We start from the raw sequence: 24,133 nt of genomic DNA, 5'->3' as shown, positions 1-24,133 counted from the left end.
ATGAGCGGCCCCGCCGAGCGAGCGCCGGGGAAACCGGGCGGCGGAAGCCCTAATAGCATCCTGCCGTGGAGTTCCGCGAGCTGTCGGACGAGCAACGGATGCGACGTCCCGAGTTCGACGTCGAACGACTCTACCCGAGGGAAGTGACGTTCCGGGGCGAGTTCGAGGAGGAGGAGATCAGGGTTTCCTCCGGCGAGTGCGCCGGTGCCGAGGGGAGCGGACAGCTGGCGCGTGCGCTGGTCCGCGACACCGACCTTTCCGGATCCCGGTTCGCACGGCTGGTGCTTTCCGACGTCCGGTTCGGCAACACGGATCTGTCCAACGCCTCCTGGCAGGCGGTTCACGCGAGACGGGTCGAGTTCGAACGCAGTCGGGCCATCGGACTGCGAATCTCGTTGGAATCGGCGCTGGACGTCTACGCCGCGGAATGCCGGTTCGACTACGCGATGATCCACGTGAACAAAGTCAAGGGTCTGCTCGTGTTCGACGAGTGCGACTTGCGCGAGACCGTGTTCACCGGCGATCTGTCGAACGTGGTTCTCCGGAATTGCGCGTTGGACGACGCCGAGTTCGATCCCAGTGGGGCGAACGGCTGCGACCTGCGCGGATCGACACTGGACAACACGCGTGGGCTGTCCCGGATGAACGGGGCACGGATCTCGGTGGACCAGGCCGCCTCGACGGCGGTGCTGCTGGCCACCGAGGTCGGGCTGTGGATCCGGGACTGAGACGCGGGGAGCCACAACGGGACTCGGATGCCTGCCCGGTTCGCCTGGAGGTGCTGGTGACGGTGCCGACCGCGCGAGTGGTGGGAGTTCGGCACCACGTCCTAGCGGCGCGACGATTTCGCGAGAGATCGACACCCCTGGCAAGGTGACCCGCCCCGGCCGGAACGACGACAGGCCGAGGCCCGCCCCATGGGCGACGATCGGAGTGGGTCACCAGGTGACCGGCAGCTCGTATACCCCGTAGACCGAACCGTCGTGCTTGAACGAGATGTTCTCCCGCTCGGTGGCCAACCGCAGGGTGGGGATCCGCCGGTAGAGCGTGCTGTAGACGACCCGCAGCTCCATCCTGGCCAGTGGCTGCCCCAGGCACTGGTGAACCCCGAACCCGAAAGCCATGTGGTGCCGGGCATCGCGCCGGATGTCGAGCCGGTCGGGCTCGGCGAAGGCGTCGGGATCGCGGTTACCGATGTCGTTGGGCACGATCACCCCTTCACCGGCACGGATGACCTCACCGGCGATCTCGATGTCCTCCAGGGCCACCCGACGCCGACCGTTGTGGGTGATGTGCAGGTAGCGCAGCAACTCCTCCACGGTCGAGGCGACCAGTTCGGAGTCGTCGCTGCGCTCGCGCAGCTCCGCCAGCTGCTCGGGGCTCTCCAGCAGGGCCAGCGTGCCGAGGGCGATCATGTTCGCGGTGGTCTCGTGCCCGGCGATCAGCAGCAGCACGCCCATGCGGGAGGCCTCCCGCCTCGGCAGCTCGCCGGACTCGACGCGCGCCGCCAGGTCGGAGAGCAGGTCCTCCCCCGGATCGGTGAGTTTTTCGCCCACCAACCCGTCCAGGTACTCGGCCAGTGTGCCGAGGGCGGCGGAACGCTGCTCGGTGGTCGAGTCCCGGTGGACGATGACCTTGCTGTTGCGCTGGAAGAAATCGTGGTCGGAGTAGGGCACACCGAGCAACTCGCAGATCACCAGTGACGGGACCGGCAGCGCGAAGGCATCCACCAGGTCCACCGGTTCGTCGGCGGTCAGCATCTCGTCGATCCGCTCGTCGACGATCCGCTGCACGAACGGGCGCATCGCCTCCACCCGTTTGATGGTGAAGGGGGCCGTGACCATGCGGCGCAGCCGCGCGTGCTCGGGATCGTCCATCAGGATGAAGCTGACGGGGGAGCCCTCGCTGTGCTCGTCACTGACCGGTGCCGGAGCCGGATAGCCGGGGTTGGTCGGGTCGGAACTGATCCTGGAATCGGCCAGCAGTGCCCGCTGCTCGCCGTAACGGGTCACCAGCCAGGGTGTGCTGCCGTCCCACAACCGGACCCGACGCAACGGAGCCTCCCGCTGCATGGTCCGCAGGTGCGGCGGCGGGTCGAACGGGCATCCCTCGGCCCGGTTCATGGGGTATTCGGGGACCTCGGCCGCGTGCTGGTCGGCCGAATCCAACGTGCTGGTCATCAACTCCTCCAATGAGATCCGGGACACGGATTCCCGGTGGTGGGGCGGCACGGAGCCCCGTCCCGTCCTTACGGTGCGAACGGGGTGAGCACGATCAGTTCGGTTCGAGGGCGGGCACGCCGAAGGTGTCGACGACCTCCTGGCGATGCGCACGGACCTGTTTGGGCCTGTTCCAGCCGAGCACGGCGACCGGAGTTCCTTGCCTGGTGTAGCGCACGACGAAACGGCGCTCGGCCGGATCGCCCTCCACGACGGTCACTTCGGATTCGGCGTGCGGCACGCCGTGCACCTGGATCTTGGCGTCGAACTGGTCTGTCCAGAAGTGCGGAACCGGCGCGTAGGGGCGATCGGCGCCGAGCAGATTGCGGGCCACGGCAGCGGCCTGTTCGGTGGCGTTGGTCCGGTTCTCCAGCCGCATCGACTCGTCGAGTCCCTCGTGGTGCCAGCGCGCCACGTCACCGACCGCGTAGATTCCCGCCGCCGCGCGGCAACGCGAGTCGCACACCACCCCGTCGTCGAGTCGAAGTCCGCTGTCGGCGAGCCAGTCCGTGGCGGGGGCGGCGCCGATCGCCACCACCACGGCGTCGGCGGGCAGCGTCTCGCCGGTTTCCAGCCGAACCCCCGTCACCCGGCCGTGGTCCGCCTCCAGCGCCTCGACACCGGCACGGGGGCGGAGTCGAACGCCCCGTTCGGCGTGCAGCTCGCCCAGCATCCCGGCGACACGCGGACCGAGCTGGTCGGTCATGGGTGCGGCCTGCGGCCCCACCAGGGTGACGCCCGAGTCCGTGCCGCGGGCGGTGGCGGCGATCTCCGATCCGAGCACGCCGTCGCCGACGACCACGACACGTCGCGCCCGCGCCAGCTCTGCCCGCAGCCGCAGCGAGTCGTCGAGGGTGCGCAGCACGTGAACACCCGCCGCGTCCCAACCGGGTAGCCGCTTCGGCCGAAGTCCCGTGGCGAGCACGACGGCCTCGGCGCGCAGCGTGCGACCGGATGCGGTGTGGACGGTGCGGTCGGCCGGGTCCAGCCGGACCGCCGGGTCGGCGAGGACGAACTCGGCGCCGGTTTCGACCAGCGCGGACTCCGTGCGCAGCCTGCTGCGCTCGGGGTTCCAGCTGCCGGAGAGGACCTGTTTGGACAGGGGTGGTCGGTCATAGGGCGCGTGTTCCTCTTCACCCACCACCGTGACCGTTCCCGAGTACCCGCCGCGTCGCAGGGACTCCACCGTGGCGAGCCCGGCTGCCGAGGCACCGACCACCAGCACACTGCTCGGCTCGCTCATGCGCCCTCGCCCACTTCGATGGCGGCGGCCGGGCAGACGGCCGCGGCCTCCCGGACCGGGCCGTACAGGTTCTCGGGAGGCCGCTCGTCCAGCAGGATCACCACTCCGTCGTCGTCGCGCTGGTCGAACACCTCCGGAGCGAGCAGCACACACTGCCCGGCACCGCAGCACTTCTCCTCGTCGACAGCGATCTTCACTGGTACTCCCTTCTCGTCGTATCGGTCTCGCCCGCCACGCGACCGTGGAGCCCGGCAGGTGCTCAGGACTCGGTGACGTGTGCCAACCACAGTCCGGTGATGGCGTCGATCAGCCCGGTGGCCGCCTCCTGCCAGCTGGCCCGTGGGGTGGGGGTTCCCTCCGCGAGGGCACGTTCCCGTTCGGCGTAGGTGTGCACGATCAGCTGCCTGGCCATGTCGGAGCGCTCGGCCCGTACCTCGTCCGGCAGTTCGGGAAGGCACCGGTGCAGTCCGTCGAGGATGCGGTGCATGGCCGGAGAGCTCAGCGACTCCTCGACGGCGATGTTCCGCAGCGAGGGCTCGGTCATCACCTGCGCGCTGAACCTGGCGAACCAGGTGGGGCTGTCCAGCGCCGCCAGGTTGTCGGCGCTGGGACGCACCAGGCAGGTGACCCAGTCCCGGACCCGCGGACTGTCGCCGATCTCCTTCAGCCACTCGATGCGCAGCCCCTCGACCGGTTCGTTGCGCTTGCGCACGATGGCCCGGACCAGGTCCGCCTTGGTCCCGAAGTGGTAGCTGACCGCGGTGTTGTTGCCCTGTTCGGCGGCCTCGCTGATCTGCCGGTTGGACACGGCCAGTACGCCGTGCTCGGCGAACAGTCGTTCCGCCGCGAGCAGGATCGCCTGCCGCGTGGCGTTGATGCGTTCTTCCCGTACGGTTCTGCCAGTCATGGCTCTCACCATCGCACCGGTACTTCACGCAGCCCGCCGACGACCAGCCCTTCGACCTGCCGCAGTTCCTCGGCGGGAACGGCGAGTTCGAGCGAGGGAAGCCTGCGGAGCAGCACCTCCAGCACTCCTTGCAGCTCGGTGCGGGCCAGCGACTGCCCCAGGCAGGAGTGCGCTCCCGCGCCGAAGGCCAGGTGCGGATTGGGGCCGCGGTCCAGCACCATGTCGTCGGCGCCCTCGAAGACGGACTCGTCGCGGTTGGCCGAGGCCATGCTGCACACCACGGTCGTCCCCCTGGGCAGGGAGGTGTCACCGATCTCGGACTCCTCGGTGATGTAGCGGGGCATCCCGAACCCCGGGTTGGCGTCGAACCGCAGCGCCTCCTCGACGGTGCCGCGTACGAGCGATCGATCATCCAGCAGGCGTTCCCAGCGCCGCCGGTCGGCCAGCAGCATGCAAACCATCTTGCCGATCATGTTGGCCGTGGTCTCGTGTCCGGCGACCAGCAGTCCCTGACCGGTTGCCACCAGCTCCTCGTTCGACATCCCCCGCCCCTCGGAATCCGTCTCGACGAGCAGTGAGCTGATCAGATCGTCACCGGGTTCGGCACGCTTGCTCTCGACGTGGGCCGCCATGTACTCGACGAACTCGCGCTGCGCCGCGGCGATCTCCTGCTCGCCGTAGCGGGTCATGTTCAGCAGCGTGTCCGACCAGTGGGAGAACCTGTCGCGGTCGGCGGCGGGCACGCCCAGCAGATCGCAGATCACGTAGACCGGCAGCGGGAAGCCGAGGCTCGCCTTGAGATCGGCGGGCTGCCCCTGCTCGACCATCTCGTCGATCAGCCGCTCGGCCATTTCCTCGATGCCCGGCCGCAGCGCCATCATGCGCTTGGCGGTGAACCACTTGCCGACCATCCGCCGCCAGCGCAGGTGTCCCTCACCGGTCTGCGGCAGCGCGGAGGACATCGAGGTGTTGAAAACGCCGCCGGATTCGTTGTCGGCGACCCGCGCCGCGTCGTCGGCGTCGAGCTGGCGGGTGAACCGGGGGTCGGACAGCACCTGCTTGACGTCCTCGTAGCGGGTCACCAGCTTGGCCTCGTCCCCGCTGGGCAGCCGCACGCCCGCCACCGGGCATCCACCGCGGAGCCGCTCCCACTCCTCCGGCGGATCCAGCGGCGCCGGATTCGGAATCGGGTAGCTCAGCGTCCGCTCGCCCTCGCTGTTGACCATCGCGCTCCCTCCGGGTGATTCGTGTCTCTGTTGCCGACCAGTCAACCGCAGATGCTAACTTAAGTCAATCGATTGATTTAGAATTTCTCGTAGCCCCCATTCACGACAAACCGAAAGGACGAACCGTGTCGCATGCCGAAACCGCCCCCGAACGGGGCGCCGCCGCACCACCGACGAACCTCGTCGTGGTGGTGCTGGCGTTCGGCGGGATCGTGGTCTCGCTGATGCAGACCCTGGTGATCCCGCTGGTTCCCGAACTCCCCCGGCTGCTGGACGCCCCGGCCACGGGAACCGCCTGGGTCGTCACCGTCACGCTGCTCGGCTCCGCCGTGGCCACCCCGTCCGCCGGACGACTCGGCGACATGTACGGCAAGCGGCGAGTACTACTGGCCAGCCTGGTGTTGCTGACCGTCGGTTCCGTGATCGCGGCGCTGAGCGACTCGCTGGCACCGATGATCGTCGGGCGTGCGCTGCAGGGCCTGTCCGCCGGTGTCATCCCGCTGGGCATCAGCATCATGCGCGACGAACTGCCGTCCGAACGGCTCGGCTCGGCGATCGCCCTGATGAGCGCCTCGCTCGGAATCGGCGGCGCGCTCGGACTGCCCGCCGCGGCGTTCCTGGCCGAGTACACCGACTGGCACGTGCTGTTCTGGACCTCCGGTGCGCTCGGTGCCGTGGCCGCCCTCGTGGTACTAGCGGTGGTGCCCGAGTCCTCGGTCCGCACCGGCGGGCGGTTCGACCTGCTGGGGGCGGTGGGACTCTCGATCGGGCTGATCTGCCTGCTGCTGCCGATCTCCAAGGGAGGCGACTGGGGCTGGGGCAGCGGCTCTGTCGTCGGCCTGTTCGTCGCCGCGGTGATCGTGCTGCTGCTGTGGGGCCTGTGGGAGACCCGCTCCACGCGACCGCTGGTGGACCTGCGCGTGAGCGCGCGTCGTCAGGTGCTGCTGACCAACCTGGCTTCCACGGTGTTCGGCTTCGCGATGTTCGCGATGTCGCTGGTGATCCCGCAGCTGTTGCAGCTGCCGGAGGCCGCCGGTTACGGCATGGGCCGGAGCATGGTGGTCGTGGGCCTGGTCATGGCGCCGTCCGGCCTGGTGATGATGGCCATGGCGCCGGTTTCCGCACGGATCTCGAAGTCGTACGGCCCGAAGGTCACCCTGATGATCGGCGCGGTGGTGGTCGCGCTCGGATACGCGCTCAACATCGTGCTCATGTCGGCCATCTGGCACCTGGTGCTGATCTCCAGCGTGATCGGTGTCGGGGTGGGACTGGCCTACGGCGCCATGCCCGCCTTGATCATGGCCGCGGTGCCGGTCTCCGAGACGGGTGCCGCGAACAGCCTCAACACCCTGATGCGCTCGATCGGAACCTCGAGCGCCAGCGCTATCGCGGGCGTGATCCTCGCCCAGATGACCGTTTCGTTCGGACCGGTGAGTTTCCCCTCGCAGACCGGATTCCGGCTGGTGATGGGCATCGGCGCGGGCGCGGCCCTCGTCGCCCTGCTCATCGCGGCCTTCCTGCCGAGGCAGCGTTCGGTCTCGGAAGGCTCGGGGACGCGAGCGGCCGAGGAGAAGGCACCCGTCGGCGAGGCCACGACCTGAGCGGAGTTCGCCGAACGGGATTCACCGCGTTGGGTGCCCGCCGAGCAGGTGCCCGCCGAGCGGCGGATGGTTCTTCGGCGCCGTGAGCGCCGAAGAACCATCCGCCGAGGTGATCGGCACGGTTCGATCAGCCGAACCGGCCGGAGATGTACTCCTCGGTGGCCGTGTGCGTCGGGGTCGAGAAGATGGTGGGGGTCTCGTCGATCTCCACCAGCTCACCGGGCTGACCGGTCCCGGCGATGTTGAAGAAACCGGTGTAGTTGCTGACCCGGGCGGCCTGCTGCATGTTGTGCGTGACGATGACGATCGTGTAGTTCTCCTTGAGCTGGGCCATCAGATCCTCCACGGCGTGCGTGGAGATGGGGTCCAGCGCGGAGCAGGGCTCGTCCATCAGCAGCACGTCCGGCCGCACGGCGATGGCACGCGCGATGCACAACCGCTGCTGCTGCCCACCGGACAGGCCGGATCCGGGCTTGCGCAGCCGGTCCTTCACCTCCTCCCAGAGGTTGGCACCGCGCAGCGACTCCTCGACCACCTCGTCCGTCTCGGACTTGCGCAGCCGCTTGTTGTTCAACCGCAGTCCCGCGGCTACGTTGTCGTAGATCGACATGGTGGGGAACGGGTTGGGACGCTGGAACACCATGCCGACGTGCTTGCGCACGTCCACGGGGTCCATCCCCGGGGCGTAGAGGTCCTGGTCGTCCATTACGACCTTTCCCTCCACCCGGGCCGAGGGGATCAACTCGTGCATCCGGTTCAGCGCCCGCAGGTAGGTCGACTTGCCACAGCCGGAAGGACCGATCAGGGCGGTCACGGCGCGCGGTTGGATCGTCATGGACACGCTGCGCACCGCGCGGAAGGAGCCATAGTAGATGTCCAGATCCTTGACGTCGATGCGTTTTGCCATAGCCCCTCGGCTCCTATCAGTAACACGGCGGGAAAGCGTCGGTGCGGCTGTTCGCCGCGCCGCTGTACCTCGCGGCGCGGCGGTGGCGACTCAGCGCCCCGCTTTCGGTGCGAACAACAGCGATATCGATCGGGCCACCAGATTGAGCACCATCACGATGAGCATGAGCGTCAGCGCGGCCGTCCACGCGCGGTCCAGCGACGGCTCGAACGGGACCCCCGGGCTGGCGTACTCGTAGTAGGAGAACACCGAAAGGGTCGCCATCTGCCCCGAGAACGGGTTGAGATTGGTGCTGCCGGTGGCACCCGTCGCGATGAGCAGCGGCGCGGTTTCCCCCACCACGCGTGCGATGGCCAGGGTGACTCCGGTGCTGATACCGGCCACGGCGGTCGGCAGCACGACACGCAGGATCACCTTCCACTTCGGAGTCCCCAGCGCGAAGGCGGCCTCTCGCAGATCGTCCGGAACGATCTTGAGCATTTCCTCGCTGGAACGCACCACGATCGGGATCATCAGCACGCTCAGCGCGACGGCACCGGCGAACCCGTTGACGGTGCCCGGCCCGAAAACCAGCGCGAACAACGCGTAGGCGAACAACCCGGCGACGATGGAGGGAATACCGGTCATGACGTCGACGAAGAAGGTGATCGCACGGGCGAGCCTGCCGTGTCCGTACTCCACCAGGTAGATCGCGGTGGCCAACCCGATCGGCACCGACATCAGCGTGGCGAGACCGCTGGTGATCAGCGTTCCCATGATCGCGTGGTACGCGCCGCCGCCGTCGCCCACCACGCCGCGCATCGAATAGGTGAAGAACCGCCCGTCGAAGCGTTCCATCCCCTTCGAGATGACGGTGACGACCACCGAGACCAGCGGAGTGAGCGCCAGCAGGAACGCCGAGGTGACAACGGCGGTGAACGCGCGGTCGGTTGCTTTCCTGCCGCCCTCGATCCAGCGCGACCAGCCGGAGATCCCGACCGCGTAGAGCACCGCGGTCAACAGCACGAACGGGGCGACACCGAAACCCAGCAGCCGGGCGATCAGGGCCGCGAGCACGGCCGCCGCGCCGAGAACGCCCCAGGAGGCCCATCTCGGTAGGGTGCCCCGGACCAGCGACTTCGTCCCGTTCGACGGTTCGACGCTTTCCGTTGGGGTGGGCGGAGAAGTGGTGGTGCTCATCAACTGGCTCCGGAGAAGTCGGTGCGGCGGTTGATGACCGCGCGGGCGATCATGTTCACGACCAGCGTGATGGCGAACAGCACCAGGCCGGACGCGATGAGGGTGTCGATGGCGACACCGGAGGACTCGGGGAACTCCAGGGCGATGTTGGCGGCGATCGTGGCCGGGTTACCGGAGCTGATCAGGTTGAACGTGACCCCGCCGGAGGCGGAGAGCACGATCGCCACCGCCATCGTCTCCCCCAGCGCGCGCCCGAGTCCGAGCATGGAGCCACTGATGATGCTGGAGCTGCCGAACGGCAGCACCGCCATGCGGATCATCTCCATCCTGGTGGCTCCCAGCGCCAGCGAGGCCTCCTCGTGCAGTTTGGGGGTCTGCAGGAACGCCTCGCGGATCACGGCCGTGACGATGGGAAGGATCATCACCGCGAGCACCAGTGCCGTGGTGAGCATGGTTCTGCCGGTGGTCGAGGGGGGTCCGGCGAACAGCGGGACGAAACCGAGGTACTCGTGCAGCCACTCCGCGGGTCCTCGGGTAGCGGGTGCCAGCACGGTGAATCCCCACAGGCCGTAGATGATGCTCGGCACCGCGGCGAGCAGATCCACGACGTAACCGAGGAACTGCGCGAGCTTGCGCGGCGCGTAGTGCGTGATGAACAGGGCGATGAGCACCGCCGAGGGGGCGGCTATCACCAGTGCCAGCACGGAGGCCAGCAGCGTGCCGAACACCAGCGGCCATATGTAGAGGACGAGTCCACCTTCACCCGGAATCTCCTCGGCGGGCGCCACGAAGGAAGGCCAGGCCTCGATCAGCAGGAACGCCGCGACTCCGGCCAGCACCACCAGGATCAGCACACCGGCACCGGTGGTTATCCCACGAAACGCCTGGTCGGCGGGCCGCTTACGTACTCGACGGGCGGTCGCGGCACCTTGCCCGGTATTGCTCACGAGCGATCCCTTCGGGGTTGACCTGTGGTGGGGCGGGCGAAAATTCCTCGATCGCCGACGACCAAGATTCCGGGGTCACCCTCGCGGTGATCCCCGGAACCGTGGTTGGCGTGGTTCAGCTGTTCGCGCCGATCGCCTCGATCGCGGGCTGCAGCTTCTCGCGCAGTCCGGCCGAGATCGGGGCCGAGCCGGCAGCGTCGGCGGCGGCCTGCTGCCCTTCCTCGCTGATGACGTACTGGAAGTAGTTGCGGACGAGCTCACCGGTGTTCGCGTCGTCGTAGCTGCCGCAGGCCATGGCGTAGGAAACCAGCACGATCGGGTAAGTACCGGATTCGGTGGTGTCCCGCGCCAGGTCGTAGGCGTAGACGTGCTCGCCCTGGCCGGTCTTGCGCTCCGAGACCTCCAGCACCTTGGCAGCGGCCTCGGGCGAGTAGGAGACGAACTCCTCACCGACACCGACCGCGACCTTGCCGAGGTCACCGGCCTGGCTGGCGTCGAGGTAACCGATGGTTCCCTGCCCGGCTTCGATGGCGCTCTTCACACCGGAGGTTCCCTTGGCGGCCTCACCGCCGGAAACCGGCCAGTTACCGCTGACCTCGTGCGGCCAGGCGTTCGGGGCGGCGGTGGACAGGTAGTCCACGAAGTTCTCTGTCGTGCCCGACTCGTCGGAACGGTTCACCGGCGTGATGGGCAGATCGGGAAGATCGGCGTTCGGGTTGGTTTTCCTGATCTCCTCGGCGTTCCACTTGGTGATCTTCTGGTTGAAGATTTTGGCGATCGTCTGCGGAGTCAGTTTCAGTTCGTCGATGCCGTCGAGATTGAACGACACGGCGACCGGCGAAACGTAGGCGGGCACCTCGACGAGGGTGCCGCAACGCTGCTTGGCGCCCTCGAGTTCCTCACCCTCCAGCGCGGCGTCGGTGCCACCGAAATCGCTCGCCCCGTTGACGAAACGCTCCCGGCCACCGCCGGAACCGATCGGCGAGTAGTTGATCGTCAAATCGGGATTCTGCTCGGAAAAGGCCGCGCGCCAGGCTTGCTGTGCGGCCTCCTGGGAGCTGGCTCCCGCCCCGTCGAGCGTTCCGGAGAGTCCCGACCCCTGGTCCGAGTTGCCCGAGGACTCGTTGGCGGCGCCGCACGCTCCGAGAACCACGGTCAGCGCTGCTGCCGCCGCACCGGCGGCAGTACGTCTGACAATACTGCGCTGCACAGGTAGCCCCTTTTCACGCTGCTGCGGCCGATGGGCACCGGCCGTCTTCTGCACTGGCGGGAATGACACTAGAGCGAAAAGGTGACGTGCCGAATCAACTCAGATGAACAGCAGGGGAATAGCGAACCACAGAAATCACTCATCACGGATGAATCACGAAACAACCACGAAGCGAAAACCGCGGTAACACCGCACCCAGTGGTTTTCCGCGACCCCGATCCGGACAGCACGATGATCCCTTTTCGGGACACCCTGTTTTCAACGCGACACAAAGCGTAACCGAAAACCGGGAAACACGCACCCCCGGGAGAGCCGAAAAACTCGCGCCCCGGGGGGACGAGAACCGACACACCGGCTCGTCAGGGGAACGGCACCCGTGCGACGGTTCGTGCCGCGGACTTCGCCTCGGGCGCGGCGACGGTTACCCGGCATCTCCCGAAGCGGTGAACAAGCGCTGCTCGGTGACCCGCAGCGCCAACGAGCGGTCCATTTTGGACAAAACCGCTTCCGCGCCTGCCGCGCGCAGCAGTCTGCCCGCGCGACCCCCGCCGGAGAACCCGAACGCGAGCACGCCCGCACTGCGGGCAGCGACGATCTCCTCCTCGGTGCTTCCCACGAAAGCCAGCCGAGGGTACTCCACGCGCAGCTTCGCCAGTTCGGTCACCCTGTCGCGACTACCCGGGATCACAATGGACAACCGGTCGGCGACGCGTAGTCCGCGTGCCTGGGACGCGACTTCTCGCAACGGCTGTTCGGTGAGCACGATCACCGGGATCGAGGCGAGGCGCGCCCCCAACAGCGCGGTATCGGCGCCGGGAACCAGCCGGGCGCGGCCACAGTGGTACTGGACGAGGGTGCCGCTCCAACCCAGCACCACGGCACGATTCGGATCGTCGTACACGGCAAAGGGCTCCCGGTCCCGATGAGCAGATGCGCACACCCTGCTTCACCGGCGGGAAGGAGAGCCACCCACACCGGATTAACGAATCCCCAACACTCGATTACACACCCTGGAACGGCGGACGCGGTGCGACCCCGGACCGGGCGGGCGTCAATTTCTCGCGAAATCGCCGCGCCGGTACGACGCAGTGCCGAGCCCCGACCACCCTCACAGACCGAGCCCCGACCACGCCCGCAGTCGGCACCGCTGCGGGTTCTCCGGTGCGGCTCTCGCGAGGAAGGCCCGACGTTGTGTAGTAACTACCCGATGTCGGGCCTCCCGGAGCGAGAGCCGTGCCAGAGGTTCCGCCACGCGATCACCTACGACAACCGAGCCGGATGAACTCAGCTCTCAGGAGGTTGCCAGGGTTCTTGTCTGGGGAGCCCGGCGGCACGCCCCTTGGCGGCCACCACGAGCGCCATCTTGCGGGAGGCCTCGTCGATCATCTCGTCACCCAGCATGGCGGCACCACGCCTGCCACCGGCTTCCGAGGTGTACCAGGCGTAGGCGTCGAGGATGTTCTCCGCCCGCTCGTAGTCCCGCTGTCGCGGCGAGAACACCTCGTTGACGGGTTCGACCTGGTCGGGGTGCAGCACCCACTTGCCGTCCAGACCGAGCGCGGCGGAACGACCCGCCACCCGGCGGAGACCCTCGATGTCCTTGATCTGCAGGTACGGCCCGTCGATGGCCTGCAGACCGTTGGCACGGGCCGCGGTGAGCAACCGCATCAGCACGTGGTGGTAGGCGTCACCCACGTCGTATCCGGGAGGCTGCTCACCGACCACGAGCGAGGGCATGTTGATGGAGGCCATGAAGTCGGCCGGGCCGAACACCAGCGCACGCAACCGACCCGAGGCGGCGGCTATCGAGTCGACCGAGGTCAGCCCCTTGGCGTCCTCGATCTGCGCCTCGATACCGATCGACCCCGCGGCGAGTCCCAGTGCCCGTTCGATCTGGGTGATCGTGAGGTCGAGCCAACTCACCTGCTCGGGACCGGTGACCTTGGGGAGCATGACGGTGTCCAGCGACCGGCCCGCCCCCTCCACCACGTCCACCACGTCACGATAGGCCCACTGGCTTTCCGGATCGTTGATCCGGACGGTGCGGATCCGGTCTCCCCAGCCTCCCTCGTTCAGCGCGGCGACGACGTTCTCGCGTGCCTGGGCCTTGGCCAACGGGGCGACCGCGTCCTCCAGATCGAGGAAGAACTGGTCCGACCCCAGCCCCCTGGCCTTGTCGATCATCTTCGGGCTGGAGCCGGGCACCGCGAGACAGCTGCGGCGGGAACGTTGCGGATCGGCCACGTCGGGCACTCCTTCGCGCGGGAACACTGCTGTCCGATCCTCCGCCCGCCGGGGTCGCCGGGCGGAAGCGGGCCGGTCCCACCATGCGGACGGGCGAAGGCATCGAGTGGTCACGTCGGCGATTCCGGGCGAGGTGTCACCACGAACCGCCGCGAACCGGGTTTTGTCTACCACGAGGCGACCGGCACGCGGTCCGCGCCGCGTTTCGCCGCTGCTCAGCCCGGTCGGAACAACTAACCTGATCGGCGTGGCTGGCAGCAGCAGAGTATTCGCGGCGCGCATGTCCGGCCTTGTCGTCTTCGGACCCGACGGGCAGTCCATCGGCAAGGTGCGCGACGTCGTGGCGGGGCTGCGCAAGGACCGGCACCCACCACGCGTGCTGGGGATCGTGGTCGAGGTCGCCACCCACCGCCGCATCTTCGTCCCCATGCTGCGGGTCACCGGTATCGAGTCCAATGCGGTGCTGCTTTCCACCGGCAGCGTGAACATGCGTCGGTTCCACCAGCGTCCGAACGAGGTGCTGGTGCTCGGCCAACTGCTGGACGCGCGGGTGACGCTGCTCCCCTCGGGCAGGTCGGCCGTGCTCGTCGACGCGGCGCTGGAACAGCAGCGCAACCGGGAGTGGCAGCTCGGCAAGGTAGCCGTGCACGTGCGCAGCGGGCCGCTGGGGCGCAAGGGGCCGATACAGGTGCTGGCCTGGGACCAGGTCGCCGGACCGGCCACGGCACAGCTGACGGAGCAACCGCAGGAGGTCAACGAGCTGCTCGGCGTCCTCGACGAGATGCGCGCGGTCGACGTGGCCAGCGCGCTGCACGACCTGCCGGAGAAGCGGCGGTACGAGGTCGCGGAGGCGTTGGACGACGAGCGGTTGGCCGACGTCGTCGAGGAACTCCCCGAGGAGGACCAGAAGGACCTGGTGGCCCACCTCGACGAGGACCGGGTGGCCGACCTGCTCGAGGCGATGAACCCGGACGACGCCGCCGACCTGCTGGCCGAGCTGACCGAACCGGACAAGGAACGGCTGCTCAACCTGATGGCCCCCGAGGAGTCCGAGCCCGTCAAACGACTGCTGGCGTACTCGGCCGACACCGCGGGCGGTCTGATGACCCCCGATCCGGTGGTGCTGGCACCGGACGCCACCGTCGCGGAGGCCCTCGCCCGCGTGCGCAACGCGGAACTGCCGGTCGCGCTGGCGAGCATGGTCTTCGTCTGCCGCCCGCCCTCGGAGACCCCGACGGGCCCGTATCTCGGATGCGTCCACATCCAGCGGCTGCTGCGCGAACCCCCCTCCAACCTCGTCGCCGGGGCGGTGGACACCGACCTCGCCAGCCTGACCACCGGAGCCAAACTGGCCGAGATCACCCGCTACTTCGCCGCCTACAACCTGGTCTGCGGACCGGTGCTGGACGACCAGGAACATCTGCTCGGTGCCGTCACCGTCGACGACGTGCTGGACCACCTGCTCCCGGAGAACTGGCGCGAGGGAGGTCTTCCCGACGCCGGGACCCCGGAGTTCGAGCCGGGGACGGACGGTGAGCATGCCTGAGCTCTTCCCGCGCAGACGGCTCGACCAGCCACGCAGACGCCACCGCCCGGCCTTCGAGGTCGACCCGGAGCTGTTCGGCAAGTTCTCCGAACGGATCGCGAGGTTCCTCGGCACCGGCAAGTTCCTGTTCTGGCAGACCGTGCTCGTCATAAGCTGGATCACGGTCAACCTCGTGGCGGTACGGCTGGCCTGGGACCCCTACCCGTTCATCCTGCTCAACCTGGCGTTCTCCACGCAGGCCGCCTACGCGGCACCGTTGATCCTGCTGGCGCAGAACCGACAGGACGACCGGGACCGGGTATCGCTCGAGGAGGACCGCGCGCGGGCCGAGCGGACCAAAGCCGACACCGAGTACCTCGCTCGGGAACTCGCCGCCCTTAGACTGGCTGTCGGCGAGGTCGCCACACGGGACTACCTGCGCGGCGAACTGGATCGGTTGCGTGACGACCTCCCCGGCACGGAAAGCCCGGAAAGCAGGCGACGACGAAGCAGCGCACGGGGTGAGGGACCCGACAACTCCGGAGCCGTGGAGCAGGGTTGAACGGAACGATTTCCGGTCGGGCTGTGAATCCTCGGGTACTCGTCCGTAACATAAGTGTCGGCACACCAGCTCAGGAAAGGTCGGTGTCGCGTAACCGTGACCACTACGCAGCCCACTCCCACCGAGGACGCGGTGCGGCAGGCCCTCACCCAGGTGGAGGACCCGGAGATCCACAAGCCGATCACCGATCTCGGCATGGTCAAGGACGTGACCATCGGCTCCGAGGGTGACGTCAAGGTCGGCGTGTACCTGACGGTGCAGGGCTGTCCGATGCGGGAGACCATCACCCAGCGGGTCGACTCAGCCGTTTCCGAGGTCACCGGGGTCAGCTCAGTCGAGGTGGAACTCGACGTGATGAGTGATGAGCAGCGCACCGAGCTGCGCAAGCAGCTGCGCGGTGACTCCGAGGAACCCCGCATTCCCTTCGCCGAACCGGGGTCGCTCACCCGGGTTTACTGCGTCGCCTCCGGCAAGGGCGGCGTCGGCAAGTCCAGCGTGACCGTCAACCTCGCGGCCTCGATGGCCGAGCGCGGCCTGTCCGTCGGTGTCGTCGACGCCGACATCTACGGCCACTCGGTGCCACGAATGCTGGGGACCGAGAGCAAGCCCACCCAGGTCGAGAACATGATCATGCCGCCGCAGGCGCACGGGGTCAAGCTGATCTCGATCGGCATGTTCACCCCGGGAAACACGCCGGTGGTCTGGCGTGGCCCGATGCTGCACCGCGCGTTGCAGCAGTTCCTCTCGGACGTCTTCTGGGGGGACCTGGACGTGCTGCTGCTGGACCTGCCACCGGGTACGGGCGACGTCGCACTGTCCACCGCCCAGCTGATCCCGAACGCGGAGATCCTGGTGGTCACCACGCCACAGCAGGCCGCGGCCGAGGTGGCCGAGCGGGCGGGCGCCATCGCGATGCAGACCCGACAGCGCATCGCCGGTGTCGTGGAGAACATGTCGTGGATGGAACTGCCCGACGGCCAGCGCGTGGAGGTCTTCGGCACCGGCGGCGGTCAGATCGTCTCGGACTCGCTGACCCGCTCCGTCGGTTCGGACGTCCCGCTGCTCGGACAGGTACCGCTGGACACCCGCCTTCGCGAGGCCGGGGACAGCGGCTCCCCCCTGGTGCTGGAGGATCCCGACTCGCCCGCGAGCCAGGTGCTGGCCGACGTCGCCAAGAAGCTGTCGACCAGGGCACGGGGACTGGCGGGGCAGTTGCTCTCCGTCTCCCCCGCATGAGACAGCGGGAGTCCGACCGGTTCGCGTGGCTGGTTTCGTGGCGGAACCTCGCGGCGGTGCCGACGTAAGTGGTCGGGGTTCGACCTGCGTCGATGGCCCGGCGGTGGGACGGCGCGGCACCGAACTCCCACCACTCCCGCAGGCCGAACTCCCGCCGCCCTCGTAGTCGGCACCGCCGCGGGTTCTCGCGTGCGGTTCTCGCGAGGAAGGCCCGACGTGGCGTAGGTGGCTACTCGATGTCGGGCCTCGCCGGAGCGAGAGCCGTGCGCGAGGTTCCGCCACCCGCACCGCTGTGCGGACCGGGTGGAGCAAGGTCACGCTCAGGTGCGGGCGATGGCCAGCAGCCCACTGCCGATGGGCAGGGCGACCGGGACCAGCCTGGGATCGGCGTGAATCGCGTTCAGGATGTCGCGGGGCATCTGCGGACCGCCGTCGGGATCGAACACCCTGTCACCAGCGGCGTACCGAAACGCCCCGTTGAGAAGCAACGTCGCACCGGGGCGCAGCAACGGCGTGGCCAGTTCCAACAGCTCCGCCAGGGGCGAGTTCCCGACCACGATGTGCACCAGGTCGTAGGCGTCCTCGGCCAGCCTGGGCAGCACCTCGGCCCCCACACCGGTGATCATCCGGAGCTTGTTGCCCGACAGTCCGGCTTCGGCGACCGCCTCGCGGGTCGTCCGCTGCGCCTCGGTGTCGAGTGTGATACACGTCAGGGTGCCTTCCGGGATCATTCCCTCGCACAGGGCGAGCGCCGTGGACGACGAACCGGCGACCTCGACCGCCGCCCTGGCGCGCAACGCCGATGCCAGGAAACGCAACATCGCCTCGGGCGACCCGAACCGTTCCGCCACGACCCCGTCGGTCATCGGCGGCTCCCCGACCAGCTCCACGGGAGCGCGAGCGGAGTTCCGGACGCGGCCGGGTATACCCCCGCCGCGGTCGCGGGGTGGCGGAGGGCCACTACCCATCGGCACGGAGGAGGAAATCTCGGGTTGCACAATTGCACAGGTTATCGTTGTGGGAGTGGCTACTCGGCGAGGTGGGGTACAACGATCGCGTAACCTCTGCCCACCGCCGGGTAACGCTCCGGGAGTCCGCGTACGCACCGCTCCGGCAGCTCCCGACCCACGAATTTCCGAATTCCACCCACAACAGAGCGAAACGAGTTCGGAAGGGATCGGTTACGCGCGGAACCCGACCGCGGCCCCGGCGGGCCGGACCGTTCGCGGGGAACCCCGGTGCTCACCGGAAGGCGGACCGACGGGTGAGAACAAGTTCTCAGGAGCTTCTCAGGCTCTTATCACGGTCACCTAATCCCCGGGAAGCACACTCGAAGGGTGACAGTCGGCAGGATTTGCGACGCATCGCCGCTACGTCCCCACGAAGCCGCGGTGTCGGGAACAAACCGGCCGAGGCGATCGTTCTACCGGGCGCAACCGCCCGCAGGAGGTGCCTTCTCGCCACATGGCCACCCACACGGCAGCACCGAGCCCGATTCCACCGAACACCGCGGGGACGGCACGTTCCGACAGCGGAGCCACGGCCCCCCGGTCGGTGGATTCGGAAGAGCACGGCGAACAACCCGTGGTTTCCCCCGAGGAGACCGCCGCCAACTGGACGCCCCCCTCGTGGGAGGAAGTGGTCCGGGAACACGCTGACCGCGTGTACCGGTTGGCATTCCGGCTCTCCGGCAACAAGCACGACGCGGAGGATCTCACTCAGGAGACCTTCATCCGGGTGTTCCGGTCGCTGGCGTCGTACCGTCCCGGCACTTTCGAGGGATGGCTGCACCGCATCACGACCAACCTCTTCCTGGACATGGCACGCAGGCGCTCCAGGCTGCGCATGGAGGGACTGCCGGAGGACACCGATCGCATCCCGGGACGGGGCCCGAGCCCGGAGCAGGTTTTCCAGGACACCCATCTGGATCCGGACCTGCAGGCTGCCCTGGAGGAGCTCTCTCCGGAGTTCCGTGCGGCGATCGTGCTGTGCGACGTCGAAGGTCTCTCCTACGAGGAGATCGGTGCCACGCTGGGCATCAAGCTGGGAACCGTACGTAGCCGCATCCACCGCGGGCGGCAGTTGCTGAAGTCGGCCCTGGAGGCTCGTCGTGAGCTCACTCGGGAGGAAACAGCATGACCGGTCTTCGAGGGTGGGGGCTGCCTGAGCAGCATCTGGCGCTGGACGCACTGGTGGCTTTCGTGGACGGCGAGCTCAGTCCGGGGGCGCACGACCGCGCCGCCGCGCACCTGGCCACCTGCCCGAGTTGTGCCACGGAGGCGGACGCACAGCGGCAGGCACGTTCGGCCGTACGAACCGCGTCGACACCTTCGATCTCCCCACAACTACTGCAGTCGTTGCAGTCGATCCCCGCGACCGCCGAGCTACCCGAGCAGCCGGACAACCTGGCGCTGAGCGAGGACGGACAGCTCGTCACGCTCAACCGGCGTCCGGGGAGCTCGAAATCCGCGCCATTAGGGACGAGTACCCCGTTGGGAAAAGGTTCCGGTCGAGTCGGATCCGTCTCCGAGGGCGGCTCGCTCCCGACCGACACGGGGACGCAGCAGTCGAGGCTCGGCGGACGTCGCGCCAAACAGAGTGCGGGCGTGGTGTTCTCCGGCCTCGTGCTGGGGGCGCTGGCATTCATGAACACCCCGACGGACGGAGCACGTAACCCGGTGAACACGGTGCCCGATCCGATGTCACCGGGCGGAGCCGTCGAGGAGGCGGGCAGCTCGACCACGCCGAGCGAGGACGCCCCGAGCACCGCGGCGACGATTCCCACGGCCGAGTCGACGACAGCCCCGGCCGCCAGTGTCTCCGTGCGGCCGAACGCGCCGGACAGGAGTTCCGTCCCCGCTCCCGACCCGGCTTCGTAACCGCCACGCACCGAGTTCACGCGCCGAAGCCAACGAGGACTTCACTCCCGCTCGGGCAACATGGCACGTGCACCGAAGTGTCGAGCGCGGGAGACGGCCGGAGGATTCGCCGAACGGCTATCCCACTCCGGTGAGCGCGATGTCTCCTTCGTGTGATGCACTCAGGGCAGCCGGCCGAGAACCGACACGTGCGTAAAACCGGGGAGCGATGAGCGAGCAGCCGAGGACATCCGCGCATCAGGGGGATCCGGGAGAGCATTCGGGCACGGATGGACCCGCTGCGAGCGTCGAGCACGATGAGCCGACGACACACCGGGACACAGCGCCTCGGTACTCCTCGGCCGGGAACGGCTCGGAAGAGCATCCGCCCGAGGCCGTCGTCTTCGGCAGGCCCGAGGGAGTTCGAGGCAGCTTCGACCACCGGGATACCGACAGCACTCCCCGGATGAATCACGCGCCACCGACCCCGGAATCACTGGCGCACGCGTTCGGTCGTCCGGCGGGCGCCTCGGAACCATTACAACGCGCACCGTGGGAAACGGGAGCGCGACAGTCGGGCGAGGACGGCACCGACGAACCGGTCTTCTGGAACGAGCAGGGCGAACGGGACCCCTGGCGCGATCCCACCTCCGGAGCGGTACTCGGTGGCCCCGCGCTGGAGGAGAACCGCTCGGAGTCGGGGACGACCCCCGGTGAGGGTCCGCTGCTCAGTGCGCGGGAAGTGCTGTTCGGACGCAGGGTTCGTCCCCGTTCCCTGCTCACCCTTGGGCTGGTGGTGTTGCTGCTCGGAGCGGCCGGGGGATTCGTGGGGCGTATCACCGCCGAGGAGGGCAATCCGCTCACCAATCCGGACGTGACGCTGGCCAGTGTGGAGCCGGGCAACGACCGCCCCGCGGGTTCTGTTTCGGGAGTCGCCTCTCGCGTGGTGCCCGCTGTGGTCTCTGTCGAGGTGAGGATAGGTTCCGAGGGGGGCACCGGTTCGGGTGTCGTGATCGACGGCAACGGCTACGTCGTGACGAACAACCACGTGGTCTCGATGGCCGCGGATACACCGAACGCGAAGATATTCACGGTTTTCTCGGACGGCACCAGGACATCGGCTCGAATCGTCGGACGCGATCCGCAAACCGACCTCGCGGTGCTCAAGGTGGAGGTCAGCAATCCGACCGTCGCGCGGCTGGGGTCCTCGGAGGATCTGCGCGTCGGGGACGAGGTGCTGGCCATCGGTTCCCCGCTGGGGCTGGACAACACCGTCACCAGCGGCATCGTCAGTTCGCTCGATCGGCCGATGCGACTCGCCGGTGAGGGCACCGACACCAACGCCGTGATCGACGCCATTCAGACCGACGCGGCCGTGAACCCGGGCAACTCGGGTGGAGCATTGGTGTCGGGGAACGGAGCCGTGGTGGGCATCAACACGGCCATCAGGACGTTAGGCGCGGGCGGCAGCAGCGGATCGATCGGTCTCGGGTTCGCGGTACCGATCGACAAGGTTCGCCAGATAGCCCAACAGCTCATCCGCACCGGTGAGGTACAGCACGCCGAGCTCGGCGTGAACACCAAGTCGGTCACCGACGGCATCGCCGACGGCGCCCAGGTCCAGAACGTGAAGCAGGGCAGCGCCGCAGAGAAGGCCGGGGTCGTCGAGGGCGACGTGATCACCAAGGTGGACGACCGTGAGATCACCGGGGCCGACGAGTTGCAGGTCGCGGTGGACGAGCACGACGTGGGTGCGGTCGTTCCGGTGACCGTGGTTCGCGATGGCAACGAACTCGTCCTGGACGTCACCCTCCAATAGCGCGCCGAGTTTGGATAGGCTGAGTCCGGACAGCGGTTCCCGCTCACCCCACAGTGCGGGCACCGACGCGACGCCCCGGAAGGAGTCGAGGTGTTCGATAGCATCGGCTGGGGTGAGATCCTGGTTCTCATCGTCGCCGGTCTGTTCATCCTCGGACCCGAACGGCTGCCTTCCGCGGCGGCCTGGCTGGGTAAGACGGTTCGTCAGGTCCGCGAGTACGCCACCGGAGCACGGGACCAACTGCGTTCCGAGCTGGGACCGGAGTTCGACGATCTGCGCAAGCCGTTGGAGGATCTGCGCGGCATCCGCGATTTCGACCCCAAGCGGGCGGTGAGCAAGCATCTGTTCGACGACGAGAACCCGCTGGACGGGGTCACCAACGATCGGGGTTCGGGTACGAACGGGCACAAACCGAGATCGGACGCTCCCCCGTCGTTCCGTCGGGAAAAGCCGCTGGATCCGGGCGAACGCCCACCGTTCGACTCCGACGCCACCTGACCGAGCGGCTACACCACCTTACGGCCGGAACAGCCCCACCCCGAGCGAGCACCGGACGTAGCGCGGCGTCGATTCGCGGCGTCGATTCGCGGCGTCGATTTCTCGCGAAATCGACGCGCGGCTTCGAGGCAGGCCGAACTCCCACCACCCTCGAAATCGGCACCGCCGCGGGTTCTCCGGTGCGGCTCTCGCGAGGAAGGCCCGACGTTGTGTAGATCGCTACCCGATGTCGGGCCTCCCCGCAGCGAGAGCCGTGTCAGAGGTTCCGCCAAGCGACCAGCTACGAAAACCGATCCCCCGAGCTACTCCTGCAGCCCGGCGACGAATTCGACGAGGGTTCGGGCGGCGAACCCGGTGGCCCCCGCGACCACCTCGTCGTAGGGTTTGTCGGCGCGCGCGGGACCGGCGATGTCGAGGTGCGCCCACGGCAACTCGCCGGTGAACTCGCGGAGGAACAGTGCCGCCATCAGCGCACCAGGGCCCTGTGCTGCCTGCTTGACGTCGGCCGTGGTGCCGCGGACGTCGGTGGCGTGGTCCTCGGACAGCGGCATGGGCCACCAGTTCTCACCGGCACGCCGCCCGGCGTCACGCACCCGTTCACCGAGTTTCTCGTCGCTGCTGAACACACCACCGGTTCGCAGCCCGAGCGCGACCTTCATCGCACCGGTCAACGTGGCGACGTCCACGATCAGATCGGGCTCGTGGTTGCGAACGGCGTAGCCGAGCGCGTCAGCCATCACCATGCGCCCCTCGGCGTCGGTGTTGGCTACCTCGGTCGTGGTCCCGTCGTAGTGACGCACCACGTCACCGGGGCGGTAGGCGGACCCGGAGACGTGGTTCTCGGCCATCGGGACCAACGCGGTCACCCGGACGGGAAGCTCCAGCCTGGCTATGGCCAGCATGGCGCCGATCACGGCACCGCCACCCGCCATGTCGGTGCGCATCATTTCCATGCCCTCGGCGGGTTTCAACGAGATCCCGCCGGTGTCGAAAGTGATCCCTTTGCCCACCAGCACGACATGGCGGGTCCCGGAATCGCCGTTACCGGAACCCTGCCAGGTGAGTTCGAGGAGCCGCGGCGGCCTGGAAGAGCCACCACCGACCGCGAGCACACCACCGAATCCCTGCCCGGCCAGCCATTTCTCGTCCCGCACCGTCGCGTTGAGCCCGGTTACGGAGCCGCTCATGGCAGCGGCGGTCTCGGCCAGCCATGCCGGGCTCTTGACGTTGGAAGGCGCGTTGGCGAGGTCGCGTGCGACCGAGGTCGCCGAGGCCCATTCCCGGGCGCGTCGGGCGGTCTCGCGCAGCCGCGTGACGTCCTCACCCGGCTGAGCCACCAGCAGAACCTTGCGCACGCGGGGCGGTGTCGGACGCGCACTCACCCTGAAGTGGTATTCCCCCAGTGCCACACCCAGCGTGAGGGCGCTGACGAGCTCCGGGGTGACCCCGGAGGGCAGCCGGAACTGCACGTACTCCACGTCCAGCGCCTCACCCAGATCGCGGGGATCGGCTCCCTCACCACCGGAGTCACCGATACGGGCGCGAATCGCCCTGGCCAGTTCACCACCAGCGGTGCGCCAGCGGAACGGCTCACCGTCACCGATGCCCACAGCCCAGCCGAGTCGCCCCTCGGAAAGCGGAACCGCGCGGACTTCACCCGCCTTGCCACTGACGTCCAGTGCTCGCAGGGTCGCGGTGTCGACACCGAGGTTCTCGGCGGCGGTTTCCAGATCCGGTTCGCCGTCGATGTCGGCCACCGGTACCGCGGCCGGGATTCCCTCACCCCATCGTTCGACGACGTCGACCTCGACCAAAGCGGTCGGAATCACGGGAAGAACGGCTTCCGGGTTCGAAGCCGCGGGAGCGGAACCGGGCACTGCGGCACCTTCCTGACCTGGTTGTTCGGTTGGTTCGTGCTGTCGTGGGACCAAAACGATCACTCGATCGAGACC

22 protein-coding genes are annotated in these 24,133 nt (G+C 68.1%); 9 read left to right on the top strand and 13 right to left on the bottom strand.

All coding sequences use genetic code 11. From position 1 onward, the window contains the following. The first annotated feature begins 65 nt into the window (after positions 1–65). On the top strand, positions 66–728 hold the full coding sequence (locus BM394_RS13760; RefSeq protein ID WP_092978484.1) for a pentapeptide repeat-containing protein: 663 nt from the start codon (positions 66–68) through the stop codon (positions 726–728). A 210-nt stretch (positions 729–938) separates the two neighbouring features. Here the strand turns inward: BM394_RS13760 and BM394_RS13755 are convergent, their stop codons facing one another. The 5 genes from BM394_RS13755 to BM394_RS13735 all read right to left on the bottom strand — a co-directional run bounded on the left by BM394_RS13755 (position 939) and on the right by BM394_RS13735 (position 5,595). Further along, positions 939–2,180 carry a cytochrome P450 gene (locus BM394_RS13755; protein ID WP_092978919.1) on the bottom strand — a complete coding sequence of 414 codons (1,242 nt, stop codon included), beginning with the start codon at positions 2,178–2,180 and terminating at the stop codon, positions 939–941. Between the two features lie 94 nt (positions 2,181–2,274). Next, positions 2,275–3,462, bottom strand: coding sequence for an NAD(P)/FAD-dependent oxidoreductase (locus BM394_RS13750; protein ID WP_092978481.1), 1,188 nt, complete (start codon positions 3,460–3,462; stop codon positions 2,275–2,277). After that, positions 3,459–3,659 carry a ferredoxin gene (locus BM394_RS13745; RefSeq protein ID WP_092978479.1) on the bottom strand — a complete coding sequence of 67 codons (201 nt, stop codon included), beginning with the start codon at positions 3,657–3,659 and terminating at the stop codon, positions 3,459–3,461. The genes BM394_RS13750 and BM394_RS13745 overlap by 4 nt, the downstream gene beginning before the upstream one ends. A 62-nt stretch (positions 3,660–3,721) precedes the next feature. Beyond that, the gene (locus tag BM394_RS13740; protein WP_092978477.1) at positions 3,722–4,369 is read right to left on the bottom strand and encodes a TetR/AcrR family transcriptional regulator; all 648 of its coding nucleotides are present in this window, start codon (positions 4,367–4,369) and stop codon (positions 3,722–3,724) included. 5 nt (positions 4,370–4,374) lie between these two features. Next, positions 4,375–5,595 carry a cytochrome P450 gene (locus BM394_RS13735; RefSeq protein ID WP_092978475.1) on the bottom strand — a complete coding sequence of 407 codons (1,221 nt, stop codon included), beginning with the start codon at positions 5,593–5,595 and terminating at the stop codon, positions 4,375–4,377. A gap of 224 nt (positions 5,596–5,819) precedes the next feature. Here BM394_RS13735 and BM394_RS13730 point away from each other — a divergent pair, with 224 nt between their 5' ends. Next, entirely contained in the window at positions 5,820–7,196 is a 1,377-nt protein-coding gene (locus BM394_RS13730) for an MFS transporter (protein WP_092978917.1), read from the top strand. Between the two features lie 127 nt (positions 7,197–7,323). Here BM394_RS13730 and pstB read toward each other — a convergent pair whose 3' ends face one another. The 6 genes from pstB to BM394_RS13700 all read right to left on the bottom strand — a co-directional run bounded on the left by pstB (position 7,324) and on the right by BM394_RS13700 (position 13,683). Next, positions 7,324–8,103: a phosphate ABC transporter ATP-binding protein PstB gene (gene pstB / locus BM394_RS13725; RefSeq protein ID WP_092625764.1), complete on the bottom strand. Its 780-nt coding sequence runs from the start codon at positions 8,101–8,103 to the stop codon at positions 7,324–7,326. 90 nt (positions 8,104–8,193) lie between these two features. Continuing rightward, positions 8,194–9,282 (bottom strand): phosphate ABC transporter permease PstA, encoded by a 1,089-nt coding sequence (gene pstA / locus BM394_RS13720; protein WP_092978473.1) that lies wholly within the window; start codon positions 9,280–9,282, stop codon positions 8,194–8,196. Next, positions 9,282–10,229 carry a phosphate ABC transporter permease subunit PstC gene (gene pstC / locus BM394_RS13715; protein ID WP_092978471.1) on the bottom strand — a complete coding sequence of 316 codons (948 nt, stop codon included), beginning with the start codon at positions 10,227–10,229 and terminating at the stop codon, positions 9,282–9,284. The genes pstA and pstC overlap by 1 nt, the downstream gene beginning before the upstream one ends. A 115-nt stretch (positions 10,230–10,344) precedes the next feature. Beyond that, positions 10,345–11,439, bottom strand: coding sequence for a phosphate ABC transporter substrate-binding protein PstS (locus BM394_RS13710; protein ID WP_092978469.1), 1,095 nt, complete (start codon positions 11,437–11,439; stop codon positions 10,345–10,347). Positions 11,440–11,860: 421 nt separating this feature from the next. Beyond that, complete coding sequence (locus BM394_RS13705) at positions 11,861–12,340, bottom strand: HAD family hydrolase (protein ID WP_092978467.1); 480 nt, start codon at positions 12,338–12,340, stop codon at positions 11,861–11,863. Between the two features lie 383 nt (positions 12,341–12,723). Then, positions 12,724–13,683, bottom strand: coding sequence for an HpcH/HpaI aldolase/citrate lyase family protein (locus BM394_RS13700; protein WP_092978913.1), 960 nt, complete (start codon positions 13,681–13,683; stop codon positions 12,724–12,726). A gap of 247 nt (positions 13,684–13,930) precedes the next feature. On the opposite strand from BM394_RS13700, the gene BM394_RS13695 reads away from it, so the two are divergent. From BM394_RS13695 to BM394_RS13685, 3 genes are all read left to right on the top strand, one after another. Beyond that, positions 13,931–15,229, top strand: coding sequence for a magnesium transporter MgtE N-terminal domain-containing protein (locus BM394_RS13695; protein WP_165400682.1), 1,299 nt, complete (start codon positions 13,931–13,933; stop codon positions 15,227–15,229). Continuing rightward, a complete protein-coding gene (locus tag BM394_RS13690; RefSeq protein ID WP_092978465.1) occupies positions 15,222–15,770 on the top strand; it encodes a DUF1003 domain-containing protein in 549 nt (182 codons plus the stop codon). Before BM394_RS13695 ends, BM394_RS13690 begins: the two co-directional genes overlap by 8 nt. A gap of 96 nt (positions 15,771–15,866) precedes the next feature. After that, positions 15,867–17,006 (top strand): Mrp/NBP35 family ATP-binding protein, encoded by a 1,140-nt coding sequence (locus BM394_RS13685; RefSeq protein ID WP_092978463.1) that lies wholly within the window; start codon positions 15,867–15,869, stop codon positions 17,004–17,006. 320 nt (positions 17,007–17,326) lie between these two features. On the opposite strand, the gene BM394_RS13680 is transcribed toward BM394_RS13685, so the two are convergent. Then, positions 17,327–17,872 (bottom strand): O-methyltransferase, encoded by a 546-nt coding sequence (locus tag BM394_RS13680; RefSeq protein WP_092978908.1) that lies wholly within the window; start codon positions 17,870–17,872, stop codon positions 17,327–17,329. Positions 17,873–18,470: 598 nt separating this feature from the next. Between BM394_RS13680 and sigE the strand changes: the two genes are divergently transcribed. The 4 genes from sigE (at position 18,471) to BM394_RS13660 (ending at position 22,181) form a co-directional block, all read left to right on the top strand. Further along, on the top strand, positions 18,471–19,145 hold the full coding sequence (sigE, locus tag BM394_RS13675) for an RNA polymerase sigma factor SigE (RefSeq protein ID WP_092978459.1): 675 nt from the start codon (positions 18,471–18,473) through the stop codon (positions 19,143–19,145). Beyond that, a complete protein-coding gene (locus tag BM394_RS13670) occupies positions 19,142–19,885 on the top strand; it encodes an anti-sigma factor family protein (protein ID WP_175530100.1) in 744 nt (247 codons plus the stop codon). The genes sigE and BM394_RS13670 overlap by 4 nt, the downstream gene beginning before the upstream one ends. Before the next feature lie 445 nt (positions 19,886–20,330). Continuing rightward, entirely contained in the window at positions 20,331–21,683 is a 1,353-nt protein-coding gene (locus BM394_RS13665) for a S1C family serine protease (protein ID WP_245780184.1), read from the top strand. 90 nt (positions 21,684–21,773) lie between these two features. Continuing rightward, positions 21,774–22,181, top strand: a complete 408-nt coding sequence (locus BM394_RS13660) for a sec-independent translocase (protein ID WP_092922154.1) — start codon at positions 21,774–21,776, stop codon at positions 22,179–22,181. 302 nt (positions 22,182–22,483) lie between these two features. On the opposite strand, the gene BM394_RS13655 is transcribed toward BM394_RS13660, so the two are convergent. Then, the gene (locus BM394_RS13655; protein WP_175530099.1) at positions 22,484–24,058 is read right to left on the bottom strand and encodes a leucyl aminopeptidase; all 1,575 of its coding nucleotides are present in this window, start codon (positions 24,056–24,058) and stop codon (positions 22,484–22,486) included. Between the last annotated feature and the right edge of the window lie 75 nt (positions 24,059–24,133).

Source organism: Actinopolyspora lacussalsi subsp. righensis, from assembly GCF_900116555.1.
GTDB classification, from domain to species: Bacteria; Actinomycetota; Actinomycetes; order Mycobacteriales; family Pseudonocardiaceae; genus Actinopolyspora; species Actinopolyspora lacussalsi.
The sequence above is the reverse complement of the archived record's forward strand: the minus strand, read 5'-3'. Positions and strand labels throughout refer to the sequence as shown.